Annotated in this window: 24 protein-coding genes; 14 read left to right on the plus strand and 10 right to left on the minus strand. The window is 65.2% G+C overall.

Translation table 11 applies throughout. From position 1 onward, the window contains the following. The first annotated feature begins 90 nt into the window (after nt 1–90). From ACT01B_RS21130 to ACT01B_RS21160, 7 genes are all read left to right on the plus strand, one after another. Nucleotides 91–294 (plus strand): hypothetical protein, encoded by a 204-nt coding sequence (locus tag ACT01B_RS21130; protein WP_445145165.1) that lies wholly within the window; start codon nt 91–93, stop codon nt 292–294. Between the two features lie 61 nt (nt 295–355). Beyond that, nucleotides 356–820 (plus strand): tRNA (uridine(34)/cytosine(34)/5-carboxymethylaminomethyluridine(34)-2'-O)-methyltransferase TrmL, encoded by a 465-nt coding sequence (trmL, locus tag ACT01B_RS21135; RefSeq protein WP_445145166.1) that lies wholly within the window; start codon nt 356–358, stop codon nt 818–820. 66 nt (nt 821–886) lie between these two features. Continuing rightward, a complete protein-coding gene (locus ACT01B_RS21140) occupies nt 887–1,540 on the plus strand; it encodes a ubiquinone biosynthesis accessory factor UbiJ (protein ID WP_445145167.1) in 654 nt (217 codons plus the stop codon). Nucleotides 1,541–1,548: 8 nt separating this feature from the next. Next, entirely contained in the window at nt 1,549–3,186 is a 1,638-nt protein-coding gene (ubiB, locus tag ACT01B_RS21145) for a ubiquinone biosynthesis regulatory protein kinase UbiB (protein ID WP_445147544.1), read from the plus strand. Nucleotides 3,187–3,262: 76 nt separating this feature from the next. Further along, nucleotides 3,263–3,985, plus strand: a complete 723-nt coding sequence (locus tag ACT01B_RS21150; RefSeq protein WP_445145168.1) for a pseudouridine synthase — start codon at nt 3,263–3,265, stop codon at nt 3,983–3,985. A gap of 42 nt (nt 3,986–4,027) precedes the next feature. Further along, nucleotides 4,028–4,450 carry an alternative ribosome rescue aminoacyl-tRNA hydrolase ArfB gene (gene arfB, locus ACT01B_RS21155; protein ID WP_445145169.1) on the plus strand — a complete coding sequence of 141 codons (423 nt, stop codon included), beginning with the start codon at nt 4,028–4,030 and terminating at the stop codon, nt 4,448–4,450. After that, nucleotides 4,447–5,043: a 1-acyl-sn-glycerol-3-phosphate acyltransferase gene (locus ACT01B_RS21160; protein ID WP_445145170.1), complete on the plus strand. Its 597-nt coding sequence runs from the start codon at nt 4,447–4,449 to the stop codon at nt 5,041–5,043. Before arfB ends, ACT01B_RS21160 begins: the two co-directional genes overlap by 4 nt. Nucleotides 5,044–5,121: 78 nt before the next feature. Here ACT01B_RS21160 and ACT01B_RS21165 read toward each other — a convergent pair whose 3' ends face one another. Further along, a complete protein-coding gene (locus tag ACT01B_RS21165; protein WP_445145171.1) occupies nt 5,122–6,162 on the minus strand; it encodes a LysR family transcriptional regulator in 1,041 nt (346 codons plus the stop codon). 124 nt (nt 6,163–6,286) lie between these two features. On the opposite strand from ACT01B_RS21165, the gene aceB reads away from it, so the two are divergent. Together aceB and aceA are read left to right on the plus strand one after the other, a co-directional pair. Further along, a complete protein-coding gene (gene aceB / locus ACT01B_RS21170; protein WP_445145172.1) occupies nt 6,287–7,882 on the plus strand; it encodes a malate synthase A in 1,596 nt (531 codons plus the stop codon). A gap of 51 nt (nt 7,883–7,933) precedes the next feature. Next, nucleotides 7,934–9,238 carry an isocitrate lyase gene (gene aceA / locus ACT01B_RS21175; RefSeq protein ID WP_445145173.1) on the plus strand — a complete coding sequence of 435 codons (1,305 nt, stop codon included), beginning with the start codon at nt 7,934–7,936 and terminating at the stop codon, nt 9,236–9,238. A 99-nt stretch (nt 9,239–9,337) separates the two neighbouring features. Here the strand turns inward: aceA and ACT01B_RS21180 are convergent, their stop codons facing one another. The 3 genes from ACT01B_RS21180 to ACT01B_RS21190 all read right to left on the minus strand — a co-directional run bounded on the left by ACT01B_RS21180 (nt 9,338) and on the right by ACT01B_RS21190 (nt 13,309). Next, a complete protein-coding gene (locus ACT01B_RS21180; protein ID WP_445145174.1) occupies nt 9,338–11,137 on the minus strand; it encodes a cation:proton antiporter in 1,800 nt (599 codons plus the stop codon). Between the two features lie 258 nt (nt 11,138–11,395). Further along, nucleotides 11,396–12,895 (minus strand): YifB family Mg chelatase-like AAA ATPase, encoded by a 1,500-nt coding sequence (locus tag ACT01B_RS21185; RefSeq protein ID WP_445145175.1) that lies wholly within the window; start codon nt 12,893–12,895, stop codon nt 11,396–11,398. 165 nt (nt 12,896–13,060) lie between these two features. Then, on the minus strand, nt 13,061–13,309 hold the full coding sequence (locus ACT01B_RS21190) for an accessory factor UbiK family protein (protein ID WP_445145176.1): 249 nt from the start codon (nt 13,307–13,309) through the stop codon (nt 13,061–13,063). 190 nt (nt 13,310–13,499) lie between these two features. On the opposite strand from ACT01B_RS21190, the gene glnK reads away from it, so the two are divergent. Then, nucleotides 13,500–13,838 (plus strand): P-II family nitrogen regulator, encoded by a 339-nt coding sequence (glnK, locus tag ACT01B_RS21195; protein ID WP_243048302.1) that lies wholly within the window; start codon nt 13,500–13,502, stop codon nt 13,836–13,838. Here the strand turns inward: glnK and ACT01B_RS21200 are convergent. Both ACT01B_RS21200 and gpmA read right to left on the minus strand, forming a co-directional pair. After that, nucleotides 13,835–14,362, minus strand: a complete 528-nt coding sequence (locus tag ACT01B_RS21200) for a DUF1453 domain-containing protein (RefSeq protein WP_445145177.1) — start codon at nt 14,360–14,362, stop codon at nt 13,835–13,837. The genes glnK and ACT01B_RS21200 overlap by 4 nt on opposite strands. A 117-nt stretch (nt 14,363–14,479) precedes the next feature. Next, on the minus strand, nt 14,480–15,223 hold the full coding sequence (gene gpmA, locus ACT01B_RS21205; RefSeq protein ID WP_445145178.1) for a 2,3-diphosphoglycerate-dependent phosphoglycerate mutase: 744 nt from the start codon (nt 15,221–15,223) through the stop codon (nt 14,480–14,482). Between the two features lie 147 nt (nt 15,224–15,370). On the opposite strand from gpmA, the gene ACT01B_RS21210 reads away from it, so the two are divergent. Further along, entirely contained in the window at nt 15,371–16,036 is a 666-nt protein-coding gene (locus ACT01B_RS21210) for a hypothetical protein (RefSeq protein WP_445145179.1), read from the plus strand. 26 nt (nt 16,037–16,062) lie between these two features. Here the strand turns inward: ACT01B_RS21210 and hemF are convergent, their stop codons facing one another. Together hemF and ACT01B_RS21220 are read right to left on the minus strand one after the other, a co-directional pair. Further along, nucleotides 16,063–16,965: an oxygen-dependent coproporphyrinogen oxidase gene (hemF, locus tag ACT01B_RS21215; protein WP_445145180.1), complete on the minus strand. Its 903-nt coding sequence runs from the start codon at nt 16,963–16,965 to the stop codon at nt 16,063–16,065. Between the two features lie 69 nt (nt 16,966–17,034). Then, nucleotides 17,035–17,685, minus strand: coding sequence for an ElyC/SanA/YdcF family protein (locus ACT01B_RS21220; RefSeq protein WP_445145181.1), 651 nt, complete (start codon nt 17,683–17,685; stop codon nt 17,035–17,037). A gap of 206 nt (nt 17,686–17,891) precedes the next feature. Here ACT01B_RS21220 and ACT01B_RS21225 point away from each other — a divergent pair, with 206 nt between their 5' ends. Genes ACT01B_RS21225 through ACT01B_RS21235 form a run of 3 tightly spaced genes read left to right on the plus strand, consistent with a single transcriptional unit; the run spans nt 17,892 to nt 20,640 of the window. Continuing rightward, on the plus strand, nt 17,892–19,091 hold the full coding sequence (locus tag ACT01B_RS21225) for a beta-ketoacyl-[acyl-carrier-protein] synthase family protein (RefSeq protein ID WP_445145182.1): 1,200 nt from the start codon (nt 17,892–17,894) through the stop codon (nt 19,089–19,091). After that, entirely contained in the window at nt 19,088–19,885 is a 798-nt protein-coding gene (locus ACT01B_RS21230) for a beta-ketoacyl synthase chain length factor (RefSeq protein ID WP_445145183.1), read from the plus strand. The genes ACT01B_RS21225 and ACT01B_RS21230 overlap by 4 nt, the downstream gene beginning before the upstream one ends. Continuing rightward, on the plus strand, nt 19,882–20,640 hold the full coding sequence (locus ACT01B_RS21235; RefSeq protein WP_445145184.1) for a glycosyltransferase family 2 protein: 759 nt from the start codon (nt 19,882–19,884) through the stop codon (nt 20,638–20,640). The genes ACT01B_RS21230 and ACT01B_RS21235 overlap by 4 nt, the downstream gene beginning before the upstream one ends. A 40-nt stretch (nt 20,641–20,680) precedes the next feature. Here ACT01B_RS21235 and ACT01B_RS21240 read toward each other — a convergent pair whose 3' ends face one another. Both ACT01B_RS21240 and ACT01B_RS21245 read right to left on the minus strand, forming a co-directional pair. Next, nucleotides 20,681–21,115 (minus strand): phosphotransferase, encoded by a 435-nt coding sequence (locus tag ACT01B_RS21240; protein ID WP_445145185.1) that lies wholly within the window; start codon nt 21,113–21,115, stop codon nt 20,681–20,683. After that, nucleotides 21,099–23,417, minus strand: a complete 2,319-nt coding sequence (locus ACT01B_RS21245; RefSeq protein ID WP_445145186.1) for an MMPL family transporter — start codon at nt 23,415–23,417, stop codon at nt 21,099–21,101. The genes ACT01B_RS21240 and ACT01B_RS21245 overlap by 17 nt, the downstream gene beginning before the upstream one ends. Nucleotide 23,418: the final 1 nt, after the last annotated feature.

The following is a 23,418-nucleotide window of genomic DNA, read 5'->3' on the forward strand; positions in this document are numbered from 1 at the left end:
ATTCATTGCCTTAAGTGCAGGCGAGGGGTTGGCACGCTGCTTGCCATATCTACCGTGTAGGACTCACCCACTTTCATCGGAGATATGATCATGAAATTCGAATCGTTTTTGCTGCGCGGCCTCTTCGTCGTCTGCCTGCTGGTTTGCGGCCTGGTGCTGGGCGCCATGGTGACCGCCTCGCCGGACGCCGTTCGTCTCGCCGTCGCCGGTAGCGCCGGTCAGCTGCTGATCGCCACCCCAACTCCCTGCGCCCTGCCGCCCGACGGCATCGTGTGCCCGCGGATCAACGGCTGAGCACGGACGCTCATCCGTTTCGACGCTTTATGGGGCGCGCACGAACCCCGATAATGGCTGGATGCTGCATGTCATTCTTTTCCGACCCGAGATACCGCCGAACACCGGCAATGTAATCAGGCTTTGCGCCAACACCGGCGCGACCTTGCACCTGATTCGACCGCTGGGATTCGCGCTGGACGATGCCCGCCTGCGACGCGCAGGCCTCGACTACCACGAATATGCGCAGCTGGCCGTGCACGACGATCTTGCCAGCTGCCTGCAGAGCATCGGCCAGCCACGCGTGTTCGCCTTCTCGACACGCGGCCGCGTTGCCCACGTGGATGCCCGCTTTAGCGAAGGGGACGCCTTGCTATTCGGTTGCGAGACCGCCGGCCTGCCCGGCGAGGTGCTCGATGCCATTCCCGAGGCGCAGCGCCTGCGCCTGCCGATGCGCGCGAACAGCCGCAGCCTCAACCTCTCCAACACCGTTGCCGTGGCGGTGTATGAGGCGTGGCGTCAATTGGGTTTTGTGGGCGCGGGCTAGCGAACTTGCTCCCTCTCCCCAAAGGGGAGAGGGGGCAATAAGCGGTGAGCCGCTACAATGCCCGCCATGACTGAAGCCGTCTCCCGCTCCCTGCTCCCACGCCCGCTTCGCGCGCTCGCCGGTCGCGCGCTGGAAGCCGCACTCAATCACACCTTGTCGCTCGATCCGGACACGGTCACGCGTCTCGCCGCACTGGATGGCCGCAGCGTACAGCTGCATCTGCGCGGGCCCGAGCTGGCCTTGTCCGTTACGGTCGACGGCGAGCGCCTGAAGGTCGGACCGGCCCAGGACGATAGCCATCTGCGCGTCGCCGCCACGCCGGGCAGCCTGCTCGCCATGCTGCTCAAGCGCGACGACGACGGCGTGGCGCCGGGCAAGGTGGAGATCGCCGGCGACGCCGAGCTCGCACGACGCCTGGAGAAACTCGCCAGCAAGTTCGCACCGGATTTCGAAGAGGCGTTCGCGCGCACCTTTGGCGACGTACTCGGCGTGCCGCTGGCCAAGGCCGTGCGCAATGGGCTCGCCCACGCCCGTGAAACCGCCAGCCACCTGACCACCGACACGGCGGACTGGCTGCGCGACGAAATACGCGTCGCCGCGGCACCCGGCGAAGTGGAAACCTTCCTCGACGGCGTGGACGAACTGCGCGAACGCAGCGAGCGGCTCGAAGCGCGGCTCGCACGGCTCGAACAGCGCCTGCGCAAAGGACCTGCCGCGTGACCACACCTTTGAACGTGGTGCCGCGCGTCCTGCGTGTCGCGTCCGTGCTGCTGGCCTATCGACTCGATGAGCTGGTCGATGCGGCCCACCTGTTCCGTCCGCTCAAGCTGGTGCGACCGTTCGTGGCCCGGCCACACGCCGATGTGCGCAACATGCCGCGCGGCGAACGCCTGCGCCTGGCGCTGACCGAGCTCGGGCCGATCTTCGTCAAGGCTGGCCAGGTACTGTCCACGCGCCGCGATCTGGTGCCGGCTGATATCGCCGACGAGCTGTCCCAGCTACAGGATCAGGTGCCGCCTTTCTCGGGCGCCGAAGCACGCGCCATTGCCGAGCGGGAGCTGAAGGCGCCGATCGGCCAGTTGTATGCGCGCTTCGACGAGACGCCACTGGCCTCCGCATCGATCGCCCAAGTCCACGCCGCCACGCTGCATGACGGCAGCGAGGTCGTGGTGAAGGTCTTGCGCCCTGGCATCAAGCAGCGCATCGATCGCGACGTGAAATTGCTGCGTTCGCTAGGCGAACTGGCGCAACGCTGGCATCCCAACGCCGACAAGATCCGCCCGCTCGACGTGGTCGCCGAAGTCGAGAAGATGCTGGAAAACGAGCTGGACCTGCAGCGCGAAGGCGCCAGCGCCAGCCTGCTGCGCCGCAACTTCGCGAGCGGTGTCGATATGTACGTGCCGGCCGTGCATTGGGAATTGACCACCGGCGGCGTGCTGACATTGGAACGCGTACACGGCGTCAGCTGCGACGATATTGCCGCCATCGATGCGGCAGGGATAGATCGCAAGGCGCTGGCGGTAAAAGGCGTGCGCCTGTTCTACGAACAGGTATTCCGCGACAACTTTTTCCACGCCGATGCCCACCCGGGCAACATCTGGGTGGATACGACGAGACCGACCGAACCACGCTTCATCGCGCTGGATTTCGGCATCATGGGCTCGCTGCCGGAAGAAGACCAATACTGGCTCGCGCAAAATTTCATCGCCTTGTTCGAGCGCGATTACGCGCGCATCGCGCAGCTGCACGTCGACGCTGGCTGGATGCCCTCTAACGTGCGCCTGGACGAACTGACCGCTGCCGTACGCACGGTGTGCGAGCCGTATTTCACCCGACCGCTAGCGCAGATCTCATTGGCCGAACTGGTGGTGAAGCTGTTCCAGACCGCGCGGCGTTATCAGCTGACCTTGCAGCCGCAGTTGATCCTGCTGCAAAAGACCTTGCTGAATATCGAAGGCGTGGGCCGCATGCTCGATCCCGAGATCGATATCTGGGCAGTCGCCCACCCGGTGCTGAAACGCATCCTGCGTGAACGCTACAGTCCGCTGCGTACGCTGCGCACCATGCGTCGCCGCCTGCCCGAATGGCTGCACGCCGCGCCGGAATTCCCCGAATTGATTCGCGACGCCCTGCGCCAGGTCGCGCGTGGCGAGCAGCGCAGCGTGAGCGATCCGAACGCGCTGGCGCAGCAGCGCGACGATGCGCAGCGCACGCGTCGCTTGTTGGCCTATGGCTTGCTGGGCAGCAGTTTGCTGATTGGTAGTGCGGTGCTGTGGACACAGGCGTCGCAACAAGGTCCGTGGCCCGCGGTCGTGACAGGCGTCATCGCTCTACTCGCATTCTCCATCGGCTGGCCCCGACGCTGATTTATTCGCTGGGATGACGGTTTCGGCACGTATACGTACCGCGACCCTCACGCACGCAGGCTTATCCAACTCCCCCATGCTCGACATCCTCTACCAAGACGACGCCCTGATCGCGGTGAACAAGCCCGCAGGCCTGGCTGTGCATCGCTCCAAGATGGTCGGCAACGCCGAGGAGTTCCTGATCGACCAGTTGCGCGAACAAGTCGGTGGCATCGTGTATCTGGCGCACCGGCTCGATCGCGCCACCAGCGGCGTGCTGTTGATCGCGCGCTCCTCGGAGATCGCCGCCGCGCTGGGCGAGCAGTTCATGGGCCGCGAAGTGCACAAGCAATACCTGGCGGTGGTACGTGGCTGGCCGGAAGCAGAGGAAGCACTGATCGACTATGCCCTGCCCGGCTCCCGCGACACCGGCCCACGCCGCGAGGCCCACACCCGCTACCAGCGTCTGGCCACCGTGGAAGTACCCATCGAACTTGGCCGTTACCCGCAGCAACGCTATGCCCTGGTGCTGGCGGAACCGGAGACCGGTCGCTTCCGCCAGATCCGCAAGCACATGGCGCACATCCATCACCCGATCATCGGTGACTGCCAGCACGGCCGCGGCGATCACAACCGCCTGTACAAGCAGTACTTCAGCTGCCACCGCATGCTGCTACACGCCTGGCGACTGCGCTTTTCCCATCCCGTGACCGGCACTCCCATGTGCATCGAGGCACCATTGGATGCGGCCTACCAGACGTTGCTCGAGCGTTTCGGCTGGACCGTGCCCACAGAACCACTGGCGCCATTTGCCGCATAAGTCAGGGCAGCGCGTGACACGCGCGCCCGCTAAACTGCGGGCATGCTCACCGTCAGCCGATCCATCACCCTACCCGAATCGGAGCTGACCGAGCGCTTCCTGCGTGCCGACGGTCCGGGCGGCCAGCACGTCAACCGCACCGAGAGTGCGGTGGAACTGCGCTTCGACGTGGTGCATTCGCCGTCCCTGCCCGAACCCGTGCGCGAGCGCCTGCTGGCCCGCCGTGACCGCCGCCTTACCGACGACGGCGTGCTGGTGATCCAGGCCCGGCGCTTCCGCGAGCAGGCCCGCAACCGCGAAGACGCGCGCGAACGACTGGTCGAAATCATCCGCGGCGTGCTGGTGCCTCCCAAGGCACGCGTCGCCACCAAGCCCACCCGCGGCTCGAAAGAGCGGCGCCTCGCCGGCAAAGAGCAGCGCGGCAAGATCAAACAAACGCGTTCGCGTGACTGGAGTCGTGAATGAGTAACCGGATGTTGCCGCCCGCCCCTCCCGAAGCGCCCAAGCTCAATAGCCGTTTCTGGCCCTGGCTGGCGCGCGTGCTGCTGCGCCTGAGCGGCTGGCGCCTGCTCGGCGAACTGCCGAACGAGCCCAAACTGATCCTGATCGGCGCGCCGCATTCGTCCTACTGGGACGGTTACTACGGCCTGCTGATGAAGATCGGCCTGGGCATCGACATCAACATCATGATCAAGCGCGAGGTGCTGGAGGGCCCGCTGGGCATCATCCTGCGCCCCATCGGCATGATCGCCATCAATCGCAGCGCCGCGCTGAATGTGGTGGACCAGATGGTGCAGCGATTCGGCGAACGCCCGCGAATGTGGCTGGGCATCACGCCGGAAGGCACGCGCAAGAAGGTCACCCACTGGAAGTCCGGCTTCCTGCGCATCGCCCACGATGCCAAGGTGCCGATCCAGACCCTCTTTATTGACTATCCCAGCAAGACTTTCACCTTCGGCCCGGTCGTAAGAGCCACTGAAGATCATGATGCGGACATGACGAAGATCCGCGAACTGTTCTCGCCGTATCGCGGCAAGCATCGCAACGCCAACGGATAAGCACTAGCTGTGCAAACCGGCGACCCTGCCGGTTTGTCGCGCACAGGGTGCGCTCCTACAACAAGGGTAGGGTAGGGATTAGCGCTCGGAGTGACCCGACTCGTCATAGTCGCGGTGCGTCAGCAAACCAGGACGCACCAGGTCGACGAAAGCCCGCGCCTCCGCACTGAGGAACTTGCCCTTGCGCATCACCACGCCGTAGCTGCGCTGTGGGAAATACTGTTTCATGTTGCGGACGGCCAAGCGCGAACGGTCGGCGTCGGTGATGCAGATGCCGGTCACGATGGAAATGCCCAGCCCCATCGCGACGTATTCCTTGATCACGTCCCAGCCGCCGACTTCGATGGCCACGTGATAGGGCACCTGGCGCTGCTGGAACACCAGGTCCACCAGTCGATAGGTGGACAGTCGCTGCGGCGGCAGGATCAAGCCATACGGCGATAAGTCCTCAAGCGTGATCCGCTCCTTGGCCGCCAGCGGATGATCCCGCGGCGTGATCAGCATCGGGTCGTAGTGAAGCACCGGCGCCCAGGCGATATCGTTGGGCACGTCGAGCATCGAGCCCACGGCAAAGTCCGCCTCGTCCGCGCGCAGCAGCGCCAGCCCATCCTTGCCGGTGACATTGGCCAGCTGCAATTGAACGGACGGGAAGCTCTCGCGATAGCGACGCACCAGATCCGGCAACAGGTATTGGATCGTCGAACTGCCCGCCGCAATGGTCAGGCGGCCGCCCTGCATGCCCTTCACCCTGGCGTGGAAATCGCGGTCCAGGTTCTCCCAGCCCTCGACCAGCGGTCGCGCCAGTTCGTACAGGGCTTCGCCCGCGTCGGTGAGGTTGATACGTCGGCGTCGGCGCTCGAGCAGGCTGACGCCCAGCTCGCGCTCCAGTGCCTGCAACTGCAGGCTCACCGTCGGCTGAGACAGGAACAGCGCCTCGGCGGCACGGGTCAGGGTACCCAGCTTCACCGTGTAGACGAAGGCCCGCATCTGCTTCTGGCGGTTGCCCTTGTAATAGAACCGACCCGACTCGCTGGCGCTCGATCCATCGCCTTTTCGTCGCCTGGATGGCTCGGGAAGTGCTGTTTTGGTCTTCTTCAGCATCGGTTGAACCGATTTCATGGCTTACAACTCAAGTAGTTGCACTAAGTATTAAGAATGATAATAGCAAAAATTGAAACATTTGCTTTGTCAAATCAATTCTCCGTGACCTAGTGTCATCGCATCGTCATCACGGAGTTTCGCCATGGCTGTCCCCAAGGAACGCGTCCTCATCCACCCGGCACAGGTCCATGGCGCCACGGGGCCGGAGCATGCCGCCATCCTCACCCCCGATGCGCTGACCTTCCTGGCCAACCTGCATCGCCGCTTTGACGCTCGCCGCCTGGAACTGCTGGCCGCGCGCAAACTGCGCCAGGCCCGCTACGACGCCGGCGAGCTGCCTGACTTCCGCACGGATACCGTTGCCATTCGCGAGGGCAGCTGGACGGTGGCTCCCATCCCCGCCGCCCTGCGCGACCGCCGCGTCGAGATCACCGGCCCGGTCGAGCGCAAGATGATCATCAACGCGCTCAACTCCGGCGCGAAGGTGTTCATGGCGGATTTCGAGGATTCCTCGGCCCCCACTTTCGCCAACCAGGTCGACGGCCAGATCAACCTGCGCGACGCCGTGAACGGCTCGATTGCGTACGTCTCGCCCGAGAGCAAGCCCTACCGCGTGCAGCCCAATCCCGCCGTGCTGGTGGTGCGCCCGCGCGGCTGGCACTTGCCGGAACGCCATATCACCGTAGACGGCGAGCCGATGGCCGGCGCCCTGGTCGACTTCGGCCTGTATGTTTTCCATAACGCCCGCCACCTGCAGGCGCGCGATCTCGGCCCCTACTTCTACCTACCCAAGCTCGAGGCAATGGAAGAGGCCGCGCTGTGGAACGACGTGATGTCCGCCGCTGAAGGCGAGCTGGACCTGCCGCCGGACTGCATGAAGGCCACCGTGCTGATCGAGACGCTGCCGGCCGCATTCCAGATGCACGAGATCCTGCACGCGCTGCGCGGCCGCATCGTCGGCCTCAACTGCGGACGCTGGGACTACATTTTTTCCTACCTGAAGACGTTCCGCGCCCACGGCGATCGCCTGTTGCCAGATCGCAGCCAGGTGCTGATGACGGTGCCGTTCCTGAAGTCGTATTCGGAATTGCTGATCCAAACCTGCCATCGCCGCGGCGCCTTCGCCATGGGCGGCATGGCCGCGCAAATTCCGATCAAGGGTGACGACGCCGCCAACGAAGCCGCCCTGGCCAAGGTGCGCGCCGACAAGCTGCGCGAAGTGCAGGCCGGTCACGACGGTACCTGGGTCGCCCATCCCGCCCTGGTGCCGGTGGCGCAGGAAGTGTTCGACAAGTACATGCCCTCGCCCAACCAGCTGAGCGTGGAGCGTGCCGATGTCTGCGTGACACGCCAGCACCTGATCGCACCGTGCAGCGGCTCGATCAGCCGCGCCGGCTTCGACAACAACGTCGAAGTGGCGCTGCGCTACACCGCTTCGTGGCTGGATGGCCAGGGCTGCGTGCCGATCCATCACCTGATGGAAGACGCTGCCACCGCGGAAATCGCCCGCGCGCAAATTTGGCAATGGCTGCACCACGGTCCGCTCGAATTCACCGATCACGCGCCGATCGATCTCGCCCTGTTCGATCACGCGCTCACCAAGCACACGCATCGCCTGCGCGAAAGCAGTGCGTCTTACGCGGCTCGTGCCGACGAGGCTGCCGCCCTGCTTTCCAAACTGACTCACGCCGATCAGCTCGGCGACTTCCTCACCCTGGCCGCCTACGCACAGCTCTGACCTTCCACTGGTTGCATCAACGCAACACCGAAAAGCAATGGAGACATGCTCATGAAGAACACGCTGCCCACCGCCGACCAGATCGCTCTCGACTGGAGCAACAACCCTCGCTGGAACGGTATCCAGCGCAATTATTCCGCTGCCGACGTAGTGCGTCTGCGCGGCACGGTGGGCGTGGAACATTCGCTCGCCCGTCGCGGCGCCGAGCGGTTGTGGAAGTCGCTGCACAAGGAAGACTTCGTCAACGCGCTGGGTGCCCTCACCGGCAACCAGGCCATGCAGCAGGTGAAGGCCGGCCTGCAGGCGATCTACCTGAGCGGTTGGCAGGTCGCCGCCGATGCCAACGTCGCGGGCGAGATGTATCCCGACCAGTCGCTATACCCGGCCAACTCGGTGCCGCTGGTGGTCAAGCGCATCAACAACACCTTGCTGCGTGCCGACCAGCTGCATCATGCCGAGGGTCTGGACGACACCGACTGGATGGTGCCGATCGTGGCCGATGCGGAAGCCGGTTTCGGTGGCGTACTCAATGCGTTCGAACTGATGAAGGCCATGATCGAGGCCGGTGCGGCGGGTGTGCACTTCGAGGATCAGCTCGCCTCGGTGAAGAAGTGCGGCCATATGGGCGGCAAGGTGCTGGTGCCAACGCGCGAAGCCGTGGACAAGCTCAACGCCGCGCGCCTGGCGGCCGATGTCCTCGGCGTGCCGACCCTATTGGTGGCACGCACCGATGCCGACGCGGCCGATCTGCTCACCTCCGATATTGACGAGAACGACCAGCCGTTCGTGACCGGCGAACGCACCGTGGAAGGCTTCTATCGCGTGCGCCCGGGCCTGGACCAGGCGATCAGCCGTGGCCTCGCCTATGCGCCGTACGCCGACCTGGTGTGGTGCGAAACCAGCAAGCCGAATCTGGAAGAAGCGCGCAAGTTCGCCGGGGCCATCCACGCCAAGTACCCAGGCAAGCTGCTGGCCTACAACTGCTCGCCCAGCTTCAACTGGAAGAAGAACCTGGACGACGCCACCATCGCCAAGTTCCAGAAAGAGCTCGGCGCCATGGGCTACAAATTCCAGTTCATCACCTTGGCCGGCTTCCACAGCCTCAACTACGGCATGTTCGATCTGGCCCATGGCTACGCACGCCGCCAGATGAGCGCGTTCGTGGAACTGCAGGAGCGCGAGTTTGCTGCCGCCGAGCGTGGCTTCACCGCCGTGAAACATCAGCGTGAAGTGGGCACCGGCTATTTCGATGCCGTGACCCAGGCGATTCAGCAAGGCCAGTCGTCCACGACGGCGCTCAAGGGTTCCACCGAGGAACAGCAGTTCCACGCTTCGCGCCAGGCGAGCGCCGCCTGACCAGAAGCAGCGTGTCGCGTAGGCCAGCAGGGATGCCGGCGCGTGCGCGGAGAGCCATGCTCTCCGCGCACGCCACGCAAGGCATGCGGCTCGCGCCGATCAGGCGGATCGTTCGGTAACTTGTGGCGGCACCAGCGTAATCACCGTCCAACCAGGGCGCGGTTCCAGCTCTCGCTTCACCGACGCCACGCGCAACGCGCCTTTTTCTTCCACGCCGAACAACAGCACCGTATCGGAACCATGTTGTTCGATGAAGTGCGGCCAGTCGAAGGTGCTGGTGAGGCGTGTCGACTTGATGCGCCAGCCTTGCGCCACCAACTGGATGAATCGCTCATGCGTCATATCGGCGGCGAACAGCGGCGGCACTCGCAGACTCCGCGCCAGCTGACCGCGCTCGCTGGCTTCTTGCGGCCCTTCGTTGCGCAGTCGATAGACGCGCTCGCGCCCAAACTCCTGGCGGTAGTGCACACAGGCCAAGGTATTGCGCTCGCGATGGGTGGACATCGCCAGCAATCGACCGATACCCGTGAGGTCGAGATGTCGCTCCGCATAGGCGGTAGCTGGGTGACCGTAGAACGTGGTCAATCCATCCATGCGTGCCTGGCGGATACCTTCCCAATCTTCGTCCGCCACGATGACCTGGAATCCGCTGCCGACAAGCGCTCGCGCGGCGGCGCGCGCCACTTGATCCGAACCATAGATCAGCACGCCGTGCGGGTCGGGCTCAGTCACCTTCAACCAGCGCGCGAGCGGTCGCGCCGTGGCGCTCTGCAACACCACCGTGCCGACGATCAGGATGAATACCAAGGGCACCAGCGCCTCGGCACCCGGCAGCTGCAGATCATCCAGTCGCAACGCAAACAAGGCGGACACAGCGGCCGCCACGATGCCACGCGGCGCCACCCAGGCAATCAAGGCGCGCTCGCGCCAATTCAGCGAACTGCCGCCGCTGGCAATGACCACCGTGATGGGGCGCACCACCAGCTGCGCAGCCACGAAAATCGCCACGCCCGACCACAACACGCCATCCGGCAAGGGCCAATCCAGTCGGGCTGCAAGCAGGATGAACAGCACCGACACCAGCAGGGTGGTGAGGTTTTCCTTGAAGTCGAGAATGTCGTCCATGTGCACGTCGCGCATATTGCCCAGCGCAATGCCCATCACCGTCACTGCCAGCAAGCCCGATTCATGGGTGACGGCGTTGGACAACGAAAACGCGAGCAACACGGCCACCAGGGCGCCGTAGTTCTGCAGATACTCGGGAATCATGTGACGGCGCAGCAGGATGGCCAGCAACCACGCGGCCGCCAGGCCAATCGCCGAGCCGCAACCGATCACCAACAGGAACACGCCAATGGTGTGACCTTCCTCGCGCGACACGATCGCTTCATACACCAGCACGGCGAACAACGCGCCGAGCGGATCGATCACGATGCCTTCCCAGCGCAGGATGTTGGCAATGCGTGCGTTCGGCCGCACCGTGCGCAGCATCGGCGCGATCACGGTCGGCCCGGTGACGCAGGTGAGCGCGCCAAAGAGCAGGGATATCTCCCAGCTCAAACCCGCCAGATAGCGTGCAGCCACGGCCAGCAACAGGACGGCGACCACCGCGCCATAGGTCACCAGCCCACGCACCACGCCGCCGATGCCCCGCAACTCGCTGAAACGCAGGGTAAGGCTGCCTTCGAACAGGATCAGTGCCACCGCCAGCGACACCACGGGAAACAGTAGCGGCCCCAGCAGTTGGTCCGGCGCTACCAGATGACCTACCGGCCCAAGCAGGAGGCCCGCCAACAGCAGGAACAGGATGGCCGGCAGTTTGACCCGCCACGCCAGCCACTGGGCAAGAAATCCGACGCCCAGCAGGCAAACCAGCAACAGTCCGAGCTCAGCCGTCATGCGCGACCCTTCGAGCGTCCGTCGGGCCCTATCGGAGCACGCGCGCAGCGATGACGTCCACCGTGCGGCGGACAGAACCATGCGAGGGAAGAGGAGGGGGCCAAGCCCCGGTATCGGACGGGGGAGGGGGAGGGAGTACCGATACCGGGGTGGCAGGCATAGTTCATTTGCGAACTAGCGGGTACAAATATTACCCCGCTTTCGGAACAAGTCAATACCCGTCAGTACAAGAATTGTCCCCTGTCGAGCGGCGGCATATCAGAAACGCCTGTAGGTCAACGCCTCGGCAAGATGCGAGCGGTCCAGCAAGGCCGCCCCGCCATCGAGGTCGGCAATGGTGCGAGCCACCCGCAACGTGCGGTGATAGGCGCGGGCCGACAAACCCAGCCGCTCCAGCGCCGCATCGAACCACCGCCGCTCGGCCGGGCCCAGCGCGCAGTCCCGTTCCAATTCGCGCGTGCTGATTTCTGCATTGGAGCGACCTGCGCGCATCAACGCATGCTTGCGCGCCCGCACCACGCGCGCCCGGACCGTCGCGGAGTCCTCGTCGTGTTCACCGCGTGGCGCGCCCAACTCGCTCAGCGGTACGCGCGGCACTTCGACACTCAGGTCGATGCGGTCCAGCAGCGGCCCTGAAATCCGCGCACGGTAACGCTGGATCTGGTCCGGCGAGCATCGGCAAGCTTGGCGCGGATCGCCGGCATAGCCGCATGGGCACGGGTTCATCGCCGCCACCAGCTGGAACTGGGCCGGGAAGGCCGATTGCCGCGCCGCCCGGGAGATCACGATGTGACCCGATTCCATCGGCTCGCGCAGCACATCCAGCACATGCCGACCGAATTCGGGCAGCTCGTCCAGAAACAGCACGCCGTTATGCGCCAGCGAAATCTCGCCCGGCCGCGGCACCGAACCGCCGCCCACCAGCGCCACCGCCGAGGTCGTGTGATGCGGCGCCCGGAACGGGCGTCGACGCCAGCGCGAGGGGTCCAGGGTCTGTCCGGCCACCGACAGTACGGCGCAGGTTTCCAGCGCTTCAAGCTCGGATAGCGGCGGCAGGATGCCCGGCAAGCGCTCGGCCAGCATGGTCTTGCCGGTGCCTGGCGGCCCTGCCAGCAAGAGATGATGACCACCGGTGGCGGCTATCTCCAGCGCGCGTCGCGCCTGTCGCTGCCCACGTACATCGGCGAGATCCGGGCCACCCGATTCCGTGCAGGCGTCGGACGCTTCGGCTGGCAGGGCGAGATCCTGTGCCCCGCGCAGCCAGCCGCATACTTCGGCCAGCGTGTCGGCTACCAGTACATCGGCATCGGACACCAGGGCGGCCTCGGCCGCGTTTGCGCGCGGCACGACTACGCGGCGCCCGCGCGCCCTTGCCCGCAGCAGCGCCGGCAGTACGCCCGACACGCCGCGCAACGCGCCTGACAGCGCCAGCTCGCCCAGGAACTCGCAGTCATCCAGTTTCTCGCGCGGGACCTGGCCCCCGGCGGCCAGGATCCCCAGGGCGATAGCGAGATCAAAGCGACCGCCATCCTTTGGCAGCTCGGCCGGCGCCAGATTCACGGTGACCTTGCGGTTCGGGTATTCGAATGAGGTGTTCTGGATGGCCACACGCACGCGGTCGCGCGCTTCGCGAACCGAGGCTTCGGGGAGACCCACGATATGGGTGCCCGGCAAGCCGCCGGACAGGTGAACCTCGACCATCACCTGCGGTGCGGTCACGCCTTCCTGGGCACGACTAAGCGTGACAGCAAGGCTCATGGCGCCGGCACAGCACAAAAGAAGCGGGCACAGCGGCCAGATTGATGCACAGGGTTGGATCCCTCAAACAGCCTGTGAACAAAAAACAGCCGCCCCCGATCGTTCTCGGGGTGAGGGTGACAGATCGGGGGCGGCTCCCGGGACGTGGACCCGCGCCGCAACCCTTTAGGGGGCAGCACCGGCCTCAAGATCTGCGATTCGTTTCTCCAAGGCCTCGACCTTGGCGCGGGTACGCGCCAGAACCTGGCTTTGGACCTCAAACTCCTCGCGGGTGACTAGATCAAGGCGGCGCAATCCCTGCGCCAGGACATCGCTGAAGTTGGTGCGCAAATCCTGGTGCGCCTGGGTCAATCCATTTGGAACCAACGAAACAAGACGCTGGGCAAGTTGGTCGATATCCTGCCTATCCATCATGGACAGCACCTCGAGCTCGTCGGGGGGCAGTGTAGATTCATGTCTTTAAATGCCACCATCAGGATGCTCCGCTAGAAGATGTAGGCATTCTCCTACACGCTAAGGACACAGGCGACAGCCCGTAGCCTGCGCAGGCAAAATGGCGTCTCACGGCAGCGGGTGCCGACTCCTACGATTTCGAGGAAAGCTCATGAAGCTGGTGGTTGCGGTCATCAAGCCGTTCAAACTGGACGATGTACGCGAAGCCCTGGCCGAAGTGGGGGTCCAGGGCATTACCGTCACCGAGGTGAAGGGCTTTGGTCGTCAGAAGGGCCATACGGAGCTGTACCGCGGCGCGGAATATGTCGTCGATTTCCTACCCAAGATCAAACTTGAGGTCGCGGTGGCCGACGATCAGCTGGATCGCGTGGTCGAAGCCATCCAGCAGTCCGCCCGTACCGGCAAGATTGGCGACGGCAAGATCTTCGTCAGTTCGCTGGAGCAGGTGATCCGCATCCGCACCGGTGAGCTGGACAACGACGCGCTCTAGGAAGCGCTCGGCGCCTGAGTACGCTCGAAGCGGCGGTGATGCACCAGCAAGCCGGCGAAATAAGTGATGTAGTAGCCGATCAGCAGCCCGAACAGCGCCAGGGTCAGCGGGCTGTTGCCAAAAGCGGGGGCGGATTGCGCCACGGCGGAGTCTTGCAGTTGCGGCATCATCACCATGAAGCGCCAGCCCAGGCGCGCGAGCAGCAACACGGACAGCAGGCCGCCGATCCAAGGGTTGGGGATATAGGCATCGGCGCCGCTCGCGTCACGCTCGAATCGAGTCAGACGCAGCCCCGCAAGCCCCAGCAACGCACCGCTGAGCGCACCGCCCAGCAGGCCTTCCAGCAAGCGCAGGTTATGTAGGCCGCTCAACGCCAGCCCCCCACCAAGGAGCGCAAAAATGGCGATGCGAGCGAGCATGCGCTGTCGGCGGATAGGCTGCCGCCCAAAAGTGCCACGCACACGGCGCCAGACGGCGAACGCCATCAACGGCAGCATGAGGAAAGGGATCACTGACGGGGCCATCGGCATTCCTTCGCTGAGAACATGGTCCGCAGCTTATCGGACCTGCCCCGTGCTGGCGGTTGACTCGGCACAGCCATCGCAAGTGACGCCCGTCACCCGCGATGACCCGACCCGGACTTACTTCGCCTTGCCCTGATTCGCCACCGCGGCCATCTTGGCCGCAATCGCTTCGGCGTCACCCAGGTAGTAGTGGCGCAGCGGGTTGAGGTCGGCATCGAACTCGTACACCAGGGGCACGCCATTGGGGATGTTCAACTCGACGATGTCGTCATCGGAGATGTTGTCCAGATACTTCACCAGGGCGCGCAGGGAGTTGCCATGGGCGGCCACCACCACGCGCTGGCCGGTACGGATCGCCGGCGCCAGCACGTCGTGCCAGTACGGCAGCACACGGGCGACGGTGTCCTTGAGGCACTCGGTATCCGGGATGTCCTTCGGGTCGAGCTTGGCATAGCGCGGATCGGTCACCGACTCGTTGGCGGCGCGATCCAGCGGCGGCGGCGGGATGTCGTAGCTGCGGCGCCAGACCTTTACCTGGTCCTCGCCGTACTTCGCCGCGGTCTCGGCCTTGTTGAGGCCGGTGAGCGCGCCGTAGTGACGCTCGTTGAGGCGCCATTCGAAATGCACCGGAATCCACATCAAGTCCATGGCGTCCTGCACGCCCCACAGCGTGCGCACGGCGCGCTTGAGTACCGAGGTGTGCGCCACATCGAAGGTGTAGCCTTCGGCCTTGAGCAGACGGCCCGCCTCGGCGGCTTCGGCCATGCCCTGTTCGGTGAGATCGACGTCGGCCCAGCCGCTGAAGCGGTTGTCGAGGTTCCACTGGGACTGGCCGTGACGGATGAGTACGAGCTTGTACATGGCGGGATTCGCAGCGATAAACCTGAAATGTTGAGGCTCGATAGCGGGTACGTCAAATCGGCGGCCGGCCCTTGTCGAAGGTCATGCTAAACCCCAGGGCGCCTGCAGGCATCCTAGGGCGGTCATTACATCTACATGGAGTTCGTTATGCGCCGTAACCTCTTTACCCTCGCCTTCGCCCTGACTCTGCCCCTGTCGGCATGGGCCGCGGACAACGATGTCAGCAAGGTCAATGGCACCGTGCATGTCGAATCGGGCCAGCAGGCGGGCAACGTGAGCACCGTGAACGGCGCCGTCCGCATCGGCGACAACGTGACCGTGCAGAAGGCCAGTACCGTCAACGGCTCCATTGAGCTTGGCGACAAGTCCCAGGCGACGGCCATCGACATCGTCAACGGCTCAGCAACCCTCGGTGCTGGCAACCGCGTCACAGGTCCCGTGAGCATTACCAACGGTGCCATCCGACTTGGTGAGCATACCGATGTGCAAGGCAAGGCGAGCACCGTCAACGGCGGCATCACCCTCAATGCCGCCCATGTGGGCGGTGGTATCCAGACGACCAATGGCGACATCACGGTAGGGGCCAACTCGCATGTCGAGGGTGGCATCCTGGTCGACAAGCCGGGTGGCTGGTTCAACTGGAATACCAACAACCGCCTGCCGCACGTCGTGATCGGCCCGCACGCGGTCGTGCAGGGTCCGCTGGAGTTTCGCCGCGAGGTGGTGCTGCAAGTGAGCGATACCGCGCAGATCGGCCCGGTGAAGGGCGCTACGCCGGTGAAGTTCAGTGGGGATGCGCCGCCGGCGAATTAAGGGATGACGAAGTCGGGCCGTGACGTTCAAACCCAGTCGCGCGGCTTCAGGTAATCACCGAGCCGCGCTTCCGGCGAGCCGGCCTCGGGTTCATAGGCGTATTCGAAGCGCACGCGCGGCGGCAGGCTCATTAAGATCGATTCGGTGCGGCCGCCCGATTGCAGCCCGAACAGCGTGCCGCGGTCGTAGACGAGATTGAATTCCACGTAGCGGCCGCGTCGATAGAGCTGGAACTCGCGCTCGCGCTCGCCATATGGCGTGTCCTTGCGGCGCTCGACGATCGGCAGGTAAGCGTCGAGAAAGCCCTGGCCGACATCGCGCGTAAAGGCGAAACAGCGCTCGAACCCGCCTTCGTTGAGATCATCGTAGAACAGCCCGCCGACGCCGCGCGTCTCGTTGCGGTGCTTGAGATAGAAGTATTCGTCGCACCACTTCTTGTAGCGCGGATAGACATCCCCGCCATACGGCTGGCACAGGTCGCGCGCTACCGTATGCCAGTGCACCACGTCCTCGTCGTGCGGATAGAACGGCGTGAGATCGAAGCCGCCACCGAACCACCACACCGGCTCCACGCCCTCCTTGCTCGCTTCGAAATAGCGCACGTTGGCATGCGTGGTGGGCAAGTGCGGATTGCGCGGATGCAGCACCAGCGACACGCCGGTGGCGACAAAGCTGCCGCCGGCCAGGTCGGGCCGGTGCGCGGTGGCGCTGGGCGGCAACTGATGGCCGTAGACGCGGGAGAAATTCACGCCAGCCTGTTCGAAGATCGCGCCATCGCGCAGCACGCGCGTGCGTCCGCCGCCGCCCGCGGGGCGGGTCCATGCGTCCTCCTCGAAACAGGCCTGGCCGTCCAGTTGCTCGATGGCCGCGCAGATGCGGTCCTGCAGGTCGCGCAGGAAGGTTTCGGCGAGATCGGCTTGTTGGCTCATCGGTGGACCCGTAATCGTGTGAACCCGGCAAGCTTAACAAGCTCAGGCATGACGGCCGATGCGATGGCTTTAGCTGAGTCGCTCGACGATACGGCGATGGCCGATCAAGTTTGCCCAGCGCGCACCGAGGTCGATCCACATCAGGTAACCCGATTCGGTGAGCAGCCTGACCAGGTAGCGGCGACTGAGCACGAGCGCCGGCTCGGCCGCGACTGGCACGCAATCGAAGCCGAGCCGCCGCGCCAGCAGCTGACAGCGGGCGAGGTGATAGCGACTGGTGACCAGGGCCACCGGCGGCAGCAACTGCATCAAGGGGCCGTCTTGCTGCAGCAGGCTGCGCGCGTGGCGTAGATTCTCCAGCGAATCGACCGACGCCTGTTCCAGCTGCAGGGTCACGCCGGCGGGGAGCTCGTGCTCAAGCAGCCAGGCTCGTCCGGCAGCGGCTTCGCTGACGCGCCCCCCACTGCGACCGCCCAGCAACAGCACATGGTCGGTCCGATCGGCCCGCATCAACGCCAGCGCGCGCGATAGGCGCTGCTGGTAATCCAGCTCGGGCTGGTCGTGCACCAAGCGGCGGCCGAACACCAGCACGGTCATCGGCCGCGGCAGGGTCAACGGGCTACGCACCGCCACGCGCCATACATGAATGAGATAGCCGAGCCAGACCAGCCCCAGGCTCAGCGCCAGTGCGACTAGGGTCACCGCCGCGGCATGCAGCACGTCCCGATCGCTTAAGTAGCGCCAGGGGCCACGTTTGAGGGGGGCGATGATGGGCGGCACAGGCAGGGCGGCGGCGGCATACTCGGTGCCCGAGTGTGCGCAGATGGCGATGGGGAAGCAATCGCGCCTTGCACAAAGATGAATGCCGGCTCGACCGCGGTTCGCCCGGACTAGGAAATACGACGGTCGCTGGTTAGGCTCCCGCGATGTCTGTACCGATTCAACCCCTGGCCGTCAGTGCCTTTACGGCCACTTCGGCGCTTGGCCATGGTCTCGAAAGCCACCTTGCCGCCCTTGCCGCCTCGCGCGGCGGACTCCGCCCCAACGATTTCAGCAGTGCACCGCTGGCCTGCTGGATAGGCCGCGTAGATGGCGTGGAAGAGGCGCAGTTGCCGGCCGCGCATGCCGTATGGGAATGCCGCAACAACCGGCTCGCCTGGCTTGGCCTGCATCAGGATCATTTCCTGGAACGCGCCCTGGACGCACGCCAACGCTACGGCGCCGCACGCGTCGCCTTGGTCCTGGCCACGTCCACCGCGGGTATGGGCGCCACCGAGGAAGCTTATCGCCGCCTCGATGCGCAAGGCCACATACCGGCGGACCTACGGCGCCCGCTGATCCATTCCCCGCACTCGCTGGCAGGCTTCGTGGCCGAAGCGCTCGGCCTGGAAGGCCCTTGCCTCACCGTCTCCACCGCGTGCTCGTCCAGCGCCAAGGTGTTTGCGAATGCCGAACGATTGATCCGGCTGGGCCTGGTGGATGCCGTCGTCGTCGGTGGCGTCGACACGCTCTGCGACAGCGTGCTGTTCGGCTTCAACGCGCTGGAGCTGGTGTCGCCGGAGCCGTGCCGGCCGTTCGACCAGGCGCGCCGCGGTATTTCCGTCGGTGAGGCGGCCGGCTTCGCCCTGCTCGAGCGCATCGACGCCGCACCGCGCGCGCTGCGCCTGCTAGGCTACGGCGAGTCCAGCGATGCCCACCACATGTCGACGCCCCACCCGGAAGGGCTGGGGGCCGAACTCGCCTTGCGCGACGCCCTCGAGCGCGCCGGCCTGCGCGCCGACCAGGTCGACTACATCAACTTGCACGGCACGGCCAGCCTCAAGAACGACGAAGTGGAAGCCGCCCTGGTTGCGCGTACCTTTCCGGCGTCCACCCGGGCCAGTTCGACCAAGGGCTACACCGGCCACACGCTAGGTGCCGCGGGCATCCTCGAAGCCGCATTCGCGCTACTGGCGATTCAACACGGCCTGGTTCCGGGCAGCCTCGGTTGCACCACGCCGGACGCCGCTTGCGGTCCGCAGCTCGCGCTGGAAAACGAGCGGCGGCCTGTCGAGGTGGCGCTGAGCAACTCCTTCGGCTTCGGCGGCAACAACGCCTGCCTGGCTTTTGGTAGGGCGCCGGCATGAACACCTTGCCTGTGTTTGTCGAAGGTATCGGCCTGTGGTCGACGACCCTGGGGGATTTCGCCGCGCTGCAGGCGCAGGAACAGGGCGACGCGGTGACGCCACCCAGCGCACGTCCGCCGGCCACCTTCCTGCCCGCCAACGAGCGGCGCCGTGCGCCAGAAAGCGTCCTGCTGGCCATCGAAGTGGCTGGGCAAGCCGTCGCCATGAGCGAGCGCTCGGCCAGCGAACTGCTGTGCGTGTTCAGCTCCGCCTATGGCGACCAGCTGATTTCCGACTACATGTGCGCCACGCTCGCCCGGGCGCCCGCGGAACTCTCGCCGACACGCTTCCACAATTCGGTCCACAACGCGCCGGCGGGTTACTGGACCATGGCGACCGGTTGTCACGCCGCATCCAGCGCCATCAGCGCGGGCCCCGCCAGTTTCGGCGCCGGCTTGCTGGAGGCGGCCAGCTTGAGTCAGGCGGAACAGCGCCCGGTGCTGCTGGTCTGCAGCGACATCGCAGGTAGCGGCCCGGTGGGAGAAATGAGCGGCTCACGCAGCAGCTTTGGCTGCGCGCTCGTGCTGTCGCCGGAGCAGGGCCTGCGCAGCCTCGGCAAGCTCATGCTCACGCTTGAACCTCATGCGGGCCTGGCCTTGCACCCGGGCCCGCCCTCCGGTGCCTGGTACGAATCCAACCCCACCGCCGTATCGGCGTGGCCACTGTTACAAAATCTTGCATGTGGCGAGGGACAATGTACCCTCGCCGCGGCGACGACCCTGGCCCTGCGAGTTACCCTGGAGAAGGTTGCTTGAATACATCCGACGCCCGCTGGTGCGTGTTGATCCCCTGCCTCAATGAGGAAGCGGCGATCGAAGGCGTGGTCGAATCGGCGCTAGCCCTTAATGTGCCGGTCATCGTCGTCGACGATGGCTCGGACGATCGCACAGCGCAAATCGTGGCCGCGCTGCCCGTCACCTTGCTGAGTCATCCGCAGCGTCGCGGCAAAGGCGAGGCGCTGCGGACCGGTTTCCGTGAAGCCCTGCGCCAGGGTTTCGATGCCGTGATCACCATGGATGGCGACGGGCAGCATCTGGCAAGCGACATCCCGCGCATCGCAGCTGCCGCGAAACGCTATCCCGACCACATCGTGATCGGTGCACGCCTGATCGATCGCGAACAGCAACCCAAGGGTCGCCGTCGCGCCAACGCGGTCGCCGACTGGGCTATTTCCTGGGCCTGTGCACAACCTGTGGCCGATACCCAGAGTGGGCAACGCTGGTACCCACGCGCGGCGCTCGATCTGGTGGACCTGCCGGCCGAGAACTTCGTGTTCGAGGCTGCCATTCTGATCGCGGCTTCGCGCATGAAGAACCTGGGCGTCGTATCCGTGCCGATCGCGTCGCGCTATCACCGCGAGTTCCGCGTCAGCCACTTCAGTCCGGTACGCGATATCGCGCGCATTACCGGCTACACCATCGGCCAACTCATCCATCAAGGCAACGTCGTCGCCAGTTATCGACGCTCGCGAGCGTCGCAGCCGCTGGTCTACGACACGGCCGTAAGCTGACGGTGGCGTGCCCGGCGATAGCGCCGGGCTGAACGCCGGATCATGCGGCGGGATGGATGACGGCGGCGCGTCCGCTGGCCAGCACCTGACCACGATGCTCCACGCGGAACGCATATTGTGCCCCGGTATCGTCGGCATACAGGCACTGCGCATGGACGTCCAAATGGCCATCCAGCTGATCGACGAACTCGACCGCAAGCACCACCTCGCGCACGCTGACCAGGCGACCCTGGCGCGGCGCCATCACGCCCCGGTCACGCGCGAGCAGCGCGCCGTGCACCGCCATGGCCTGCGCGCCGTACTCGACCAGGTTGACCGCGTGCAGGCCATCTTTGCCGCGTAATGGATGATCGGCCCTGGCATGGCCAAGGCTCGTCGTGTGAATGCTTGTGGCATCCCACGCGAGCACGGCATCCAGCAGGCACATCGCGCCCTGGTGGGGAATGAGCGGTGCCCAGTCAGTCTTGGCGAGCATGCGGAGCCATCATGATGGAAAGGCAGAAATGGAAGGCCACACCCAGGCTCACCGTCAGGCCAATGGCGCGCAGCACCGGAATGGAGCTCCAGGCCAGCATGCCAAAGACCAGCAAGGCCGAGAGCACGCATACGAGGGTGGCATGCAGGGTGCGCCGCTGCTCGGCGGCATCGCCCGTGTCGCGCTCGAAGAACAGCGCGTAGTGCAGCCCGAGGCCGGCCGCCAGGATCAGCGCCACCAGATGGAACAGCGAAATCTCGACCCCGGCCACACGCTCGACCGCCAGCACCAGGAAGGTCGCCAGGGTCATCGGCGCCAGTACGTGCCAGGCCCGACGAACGCTGCGCAGGGCAAGCGTGATGACCAGTACGAGCAATACCGTCGCGGCGAGCAAGGCATGCAGAATGCGAGCGCGATAATCGACCACCAGTGACTCTGCGGCATCCTTGAGATCGAGCAGGCGCAGGGCCCCACCGCTGGCCTGCGCCAACGCCTGCAACGCGGTCACGTCATGCAGCCCGCTTAGCGTAGCCAGACCCAGCCATTGGTCGTCGCGCTGCACCAGCATGGCGGACAGGCGTTGCCCCAAGGGTGACGCCGCAAAACGCGCCGGCGTCAGCGGCGGCCATGCGCGCGCCTTCTGCACATCGTCGACGAAGGGAGCGAACAGGCCCGGCTGGAACGGCATGCCTTGCAAGGCCTCGTTCAAAGCCTGCTGCAGCAGTTGGCGGTCCGGCAGCTTCTGCTGGCGTGCACGTTGTACGGCCTCGCTGGGGAGATAGCGCGATGGCAACTCGACCGCGTCCACTGCATGTCGCGCGACCAGGGCGTCCAGCGCCGGTTCGATGCGCTCGGACAAGGCCAGCACACCTTGTTCGCTCGATGACTGCAAGATCAACAAGTAGCGTACATCCGGCGCACCCAGGGCCTCGCGCAGGCGTGCGTCGCGCTGCAGCAGGTCGCGTGGCAACGGAGTGAGCGCAGCCAGGTCGTTTTGCCAGAACGGCCCTTGCGCCAAGGCGAGCATCAGTACGGTCGCCAGCGCCACCACCCACGGGATCCAAGGTGGCCGCGGCAGTGCATCGGCGAACCGACGCGCGGCGATCAACCAGGGCATCTCGGCGACATCGCGCACCCGCGCGGGCAACAAGTACGGCAGCAGATAGCGCGTGCTGAAACCCGCCACCAGCAAGCCAGTCACGGTAAACACCGCCAGCTGGCGCAATCCATTCACACCCGAAGCGTAGAACGCGGCATAGGCAATGCAGGCCGAAGCGATGGCGGTCAGCAGTAGCGGCCACAAATCACGCACGCTTTGCACGGCATCCTCGCCGGCGCGGCGATGACTGAGTACGCGTATCGGGTACTCCTGCGCCACGCCCAGCAAGGTGAAGCCAAAGGCCAGCGTAATACCGTGCACCTGAGGGAACAGCCACACCAACGCGGCGATGCCGGCCAGGGCGGCGCTGGCGATCGGCAGGGCCGACAGCAGCAACGAGCTGACACTGCGGTAAGCCAGCAGTAGCAACACGATGAAGCCCACGGTGGAGATACGGCCGATCCACTCGGCCTGGCCGCGGGTCTGCGCATTCACCAGCACGCTGAAATAACCGGGACCGCTCAGCGTGAGCGCGGCGCCCTGATGATCGGGCAGTGCGTCGAAGGCGCGTCGAATGCCGTCAATGGCGATGGCCTGCGCATCCGGATCGAAGCCTGGAGCATGCGTCTGCACCAGCAGCAATGCCTCGTTCTGCGCCGAGAACCACACGCCGTTGCGCACATCCGGCGACTTCGGCGGCGTCCATCGCTCGGCCAGCTTGAGGACTTCAAGCGTGGGATCGCGCGGCAGCAGCCCCTTCAGCAAGCCGGCAGCCGGTGAGGCGAGATCCTCCAGCCGTTGCTCCAGTTCGTCGCGCAGGAACGCGGCATCCAGGCGCTGAGTATCCAGCGTCGGCGACAACAGATAGCGGTAGGGCAGCAGACGGTCGTCGAGCGAGGCGACGTCGAAACTGCCGTTGATCACCTGGCTGAAGTGCTCATCCTTGCGTAGCGCCGCCGCCAAGCCCTGGCTCAGTGCCACAAGCTGATCGTCGGACTTGCCCGCAATGGCCAGCAGCAACAGGCGCGAACCGGGACCTTCGCCCACCTGCTCCATCAACAGGCGTTGATCGGGCGTGGTCGGCGCCGGCATGAAGCTGCGTAGATCGGTGCTTATGCGCAGGCGCTGCGACACCATCCAGCCCAGTGCGGCCAGCGTCGCCAGCCACAGCACCAGCAGGACCCAGCGCCCGCCGCGATGCATG

The organism is Dyella sp. Tek66A03 (assembly GCF_052567735.1).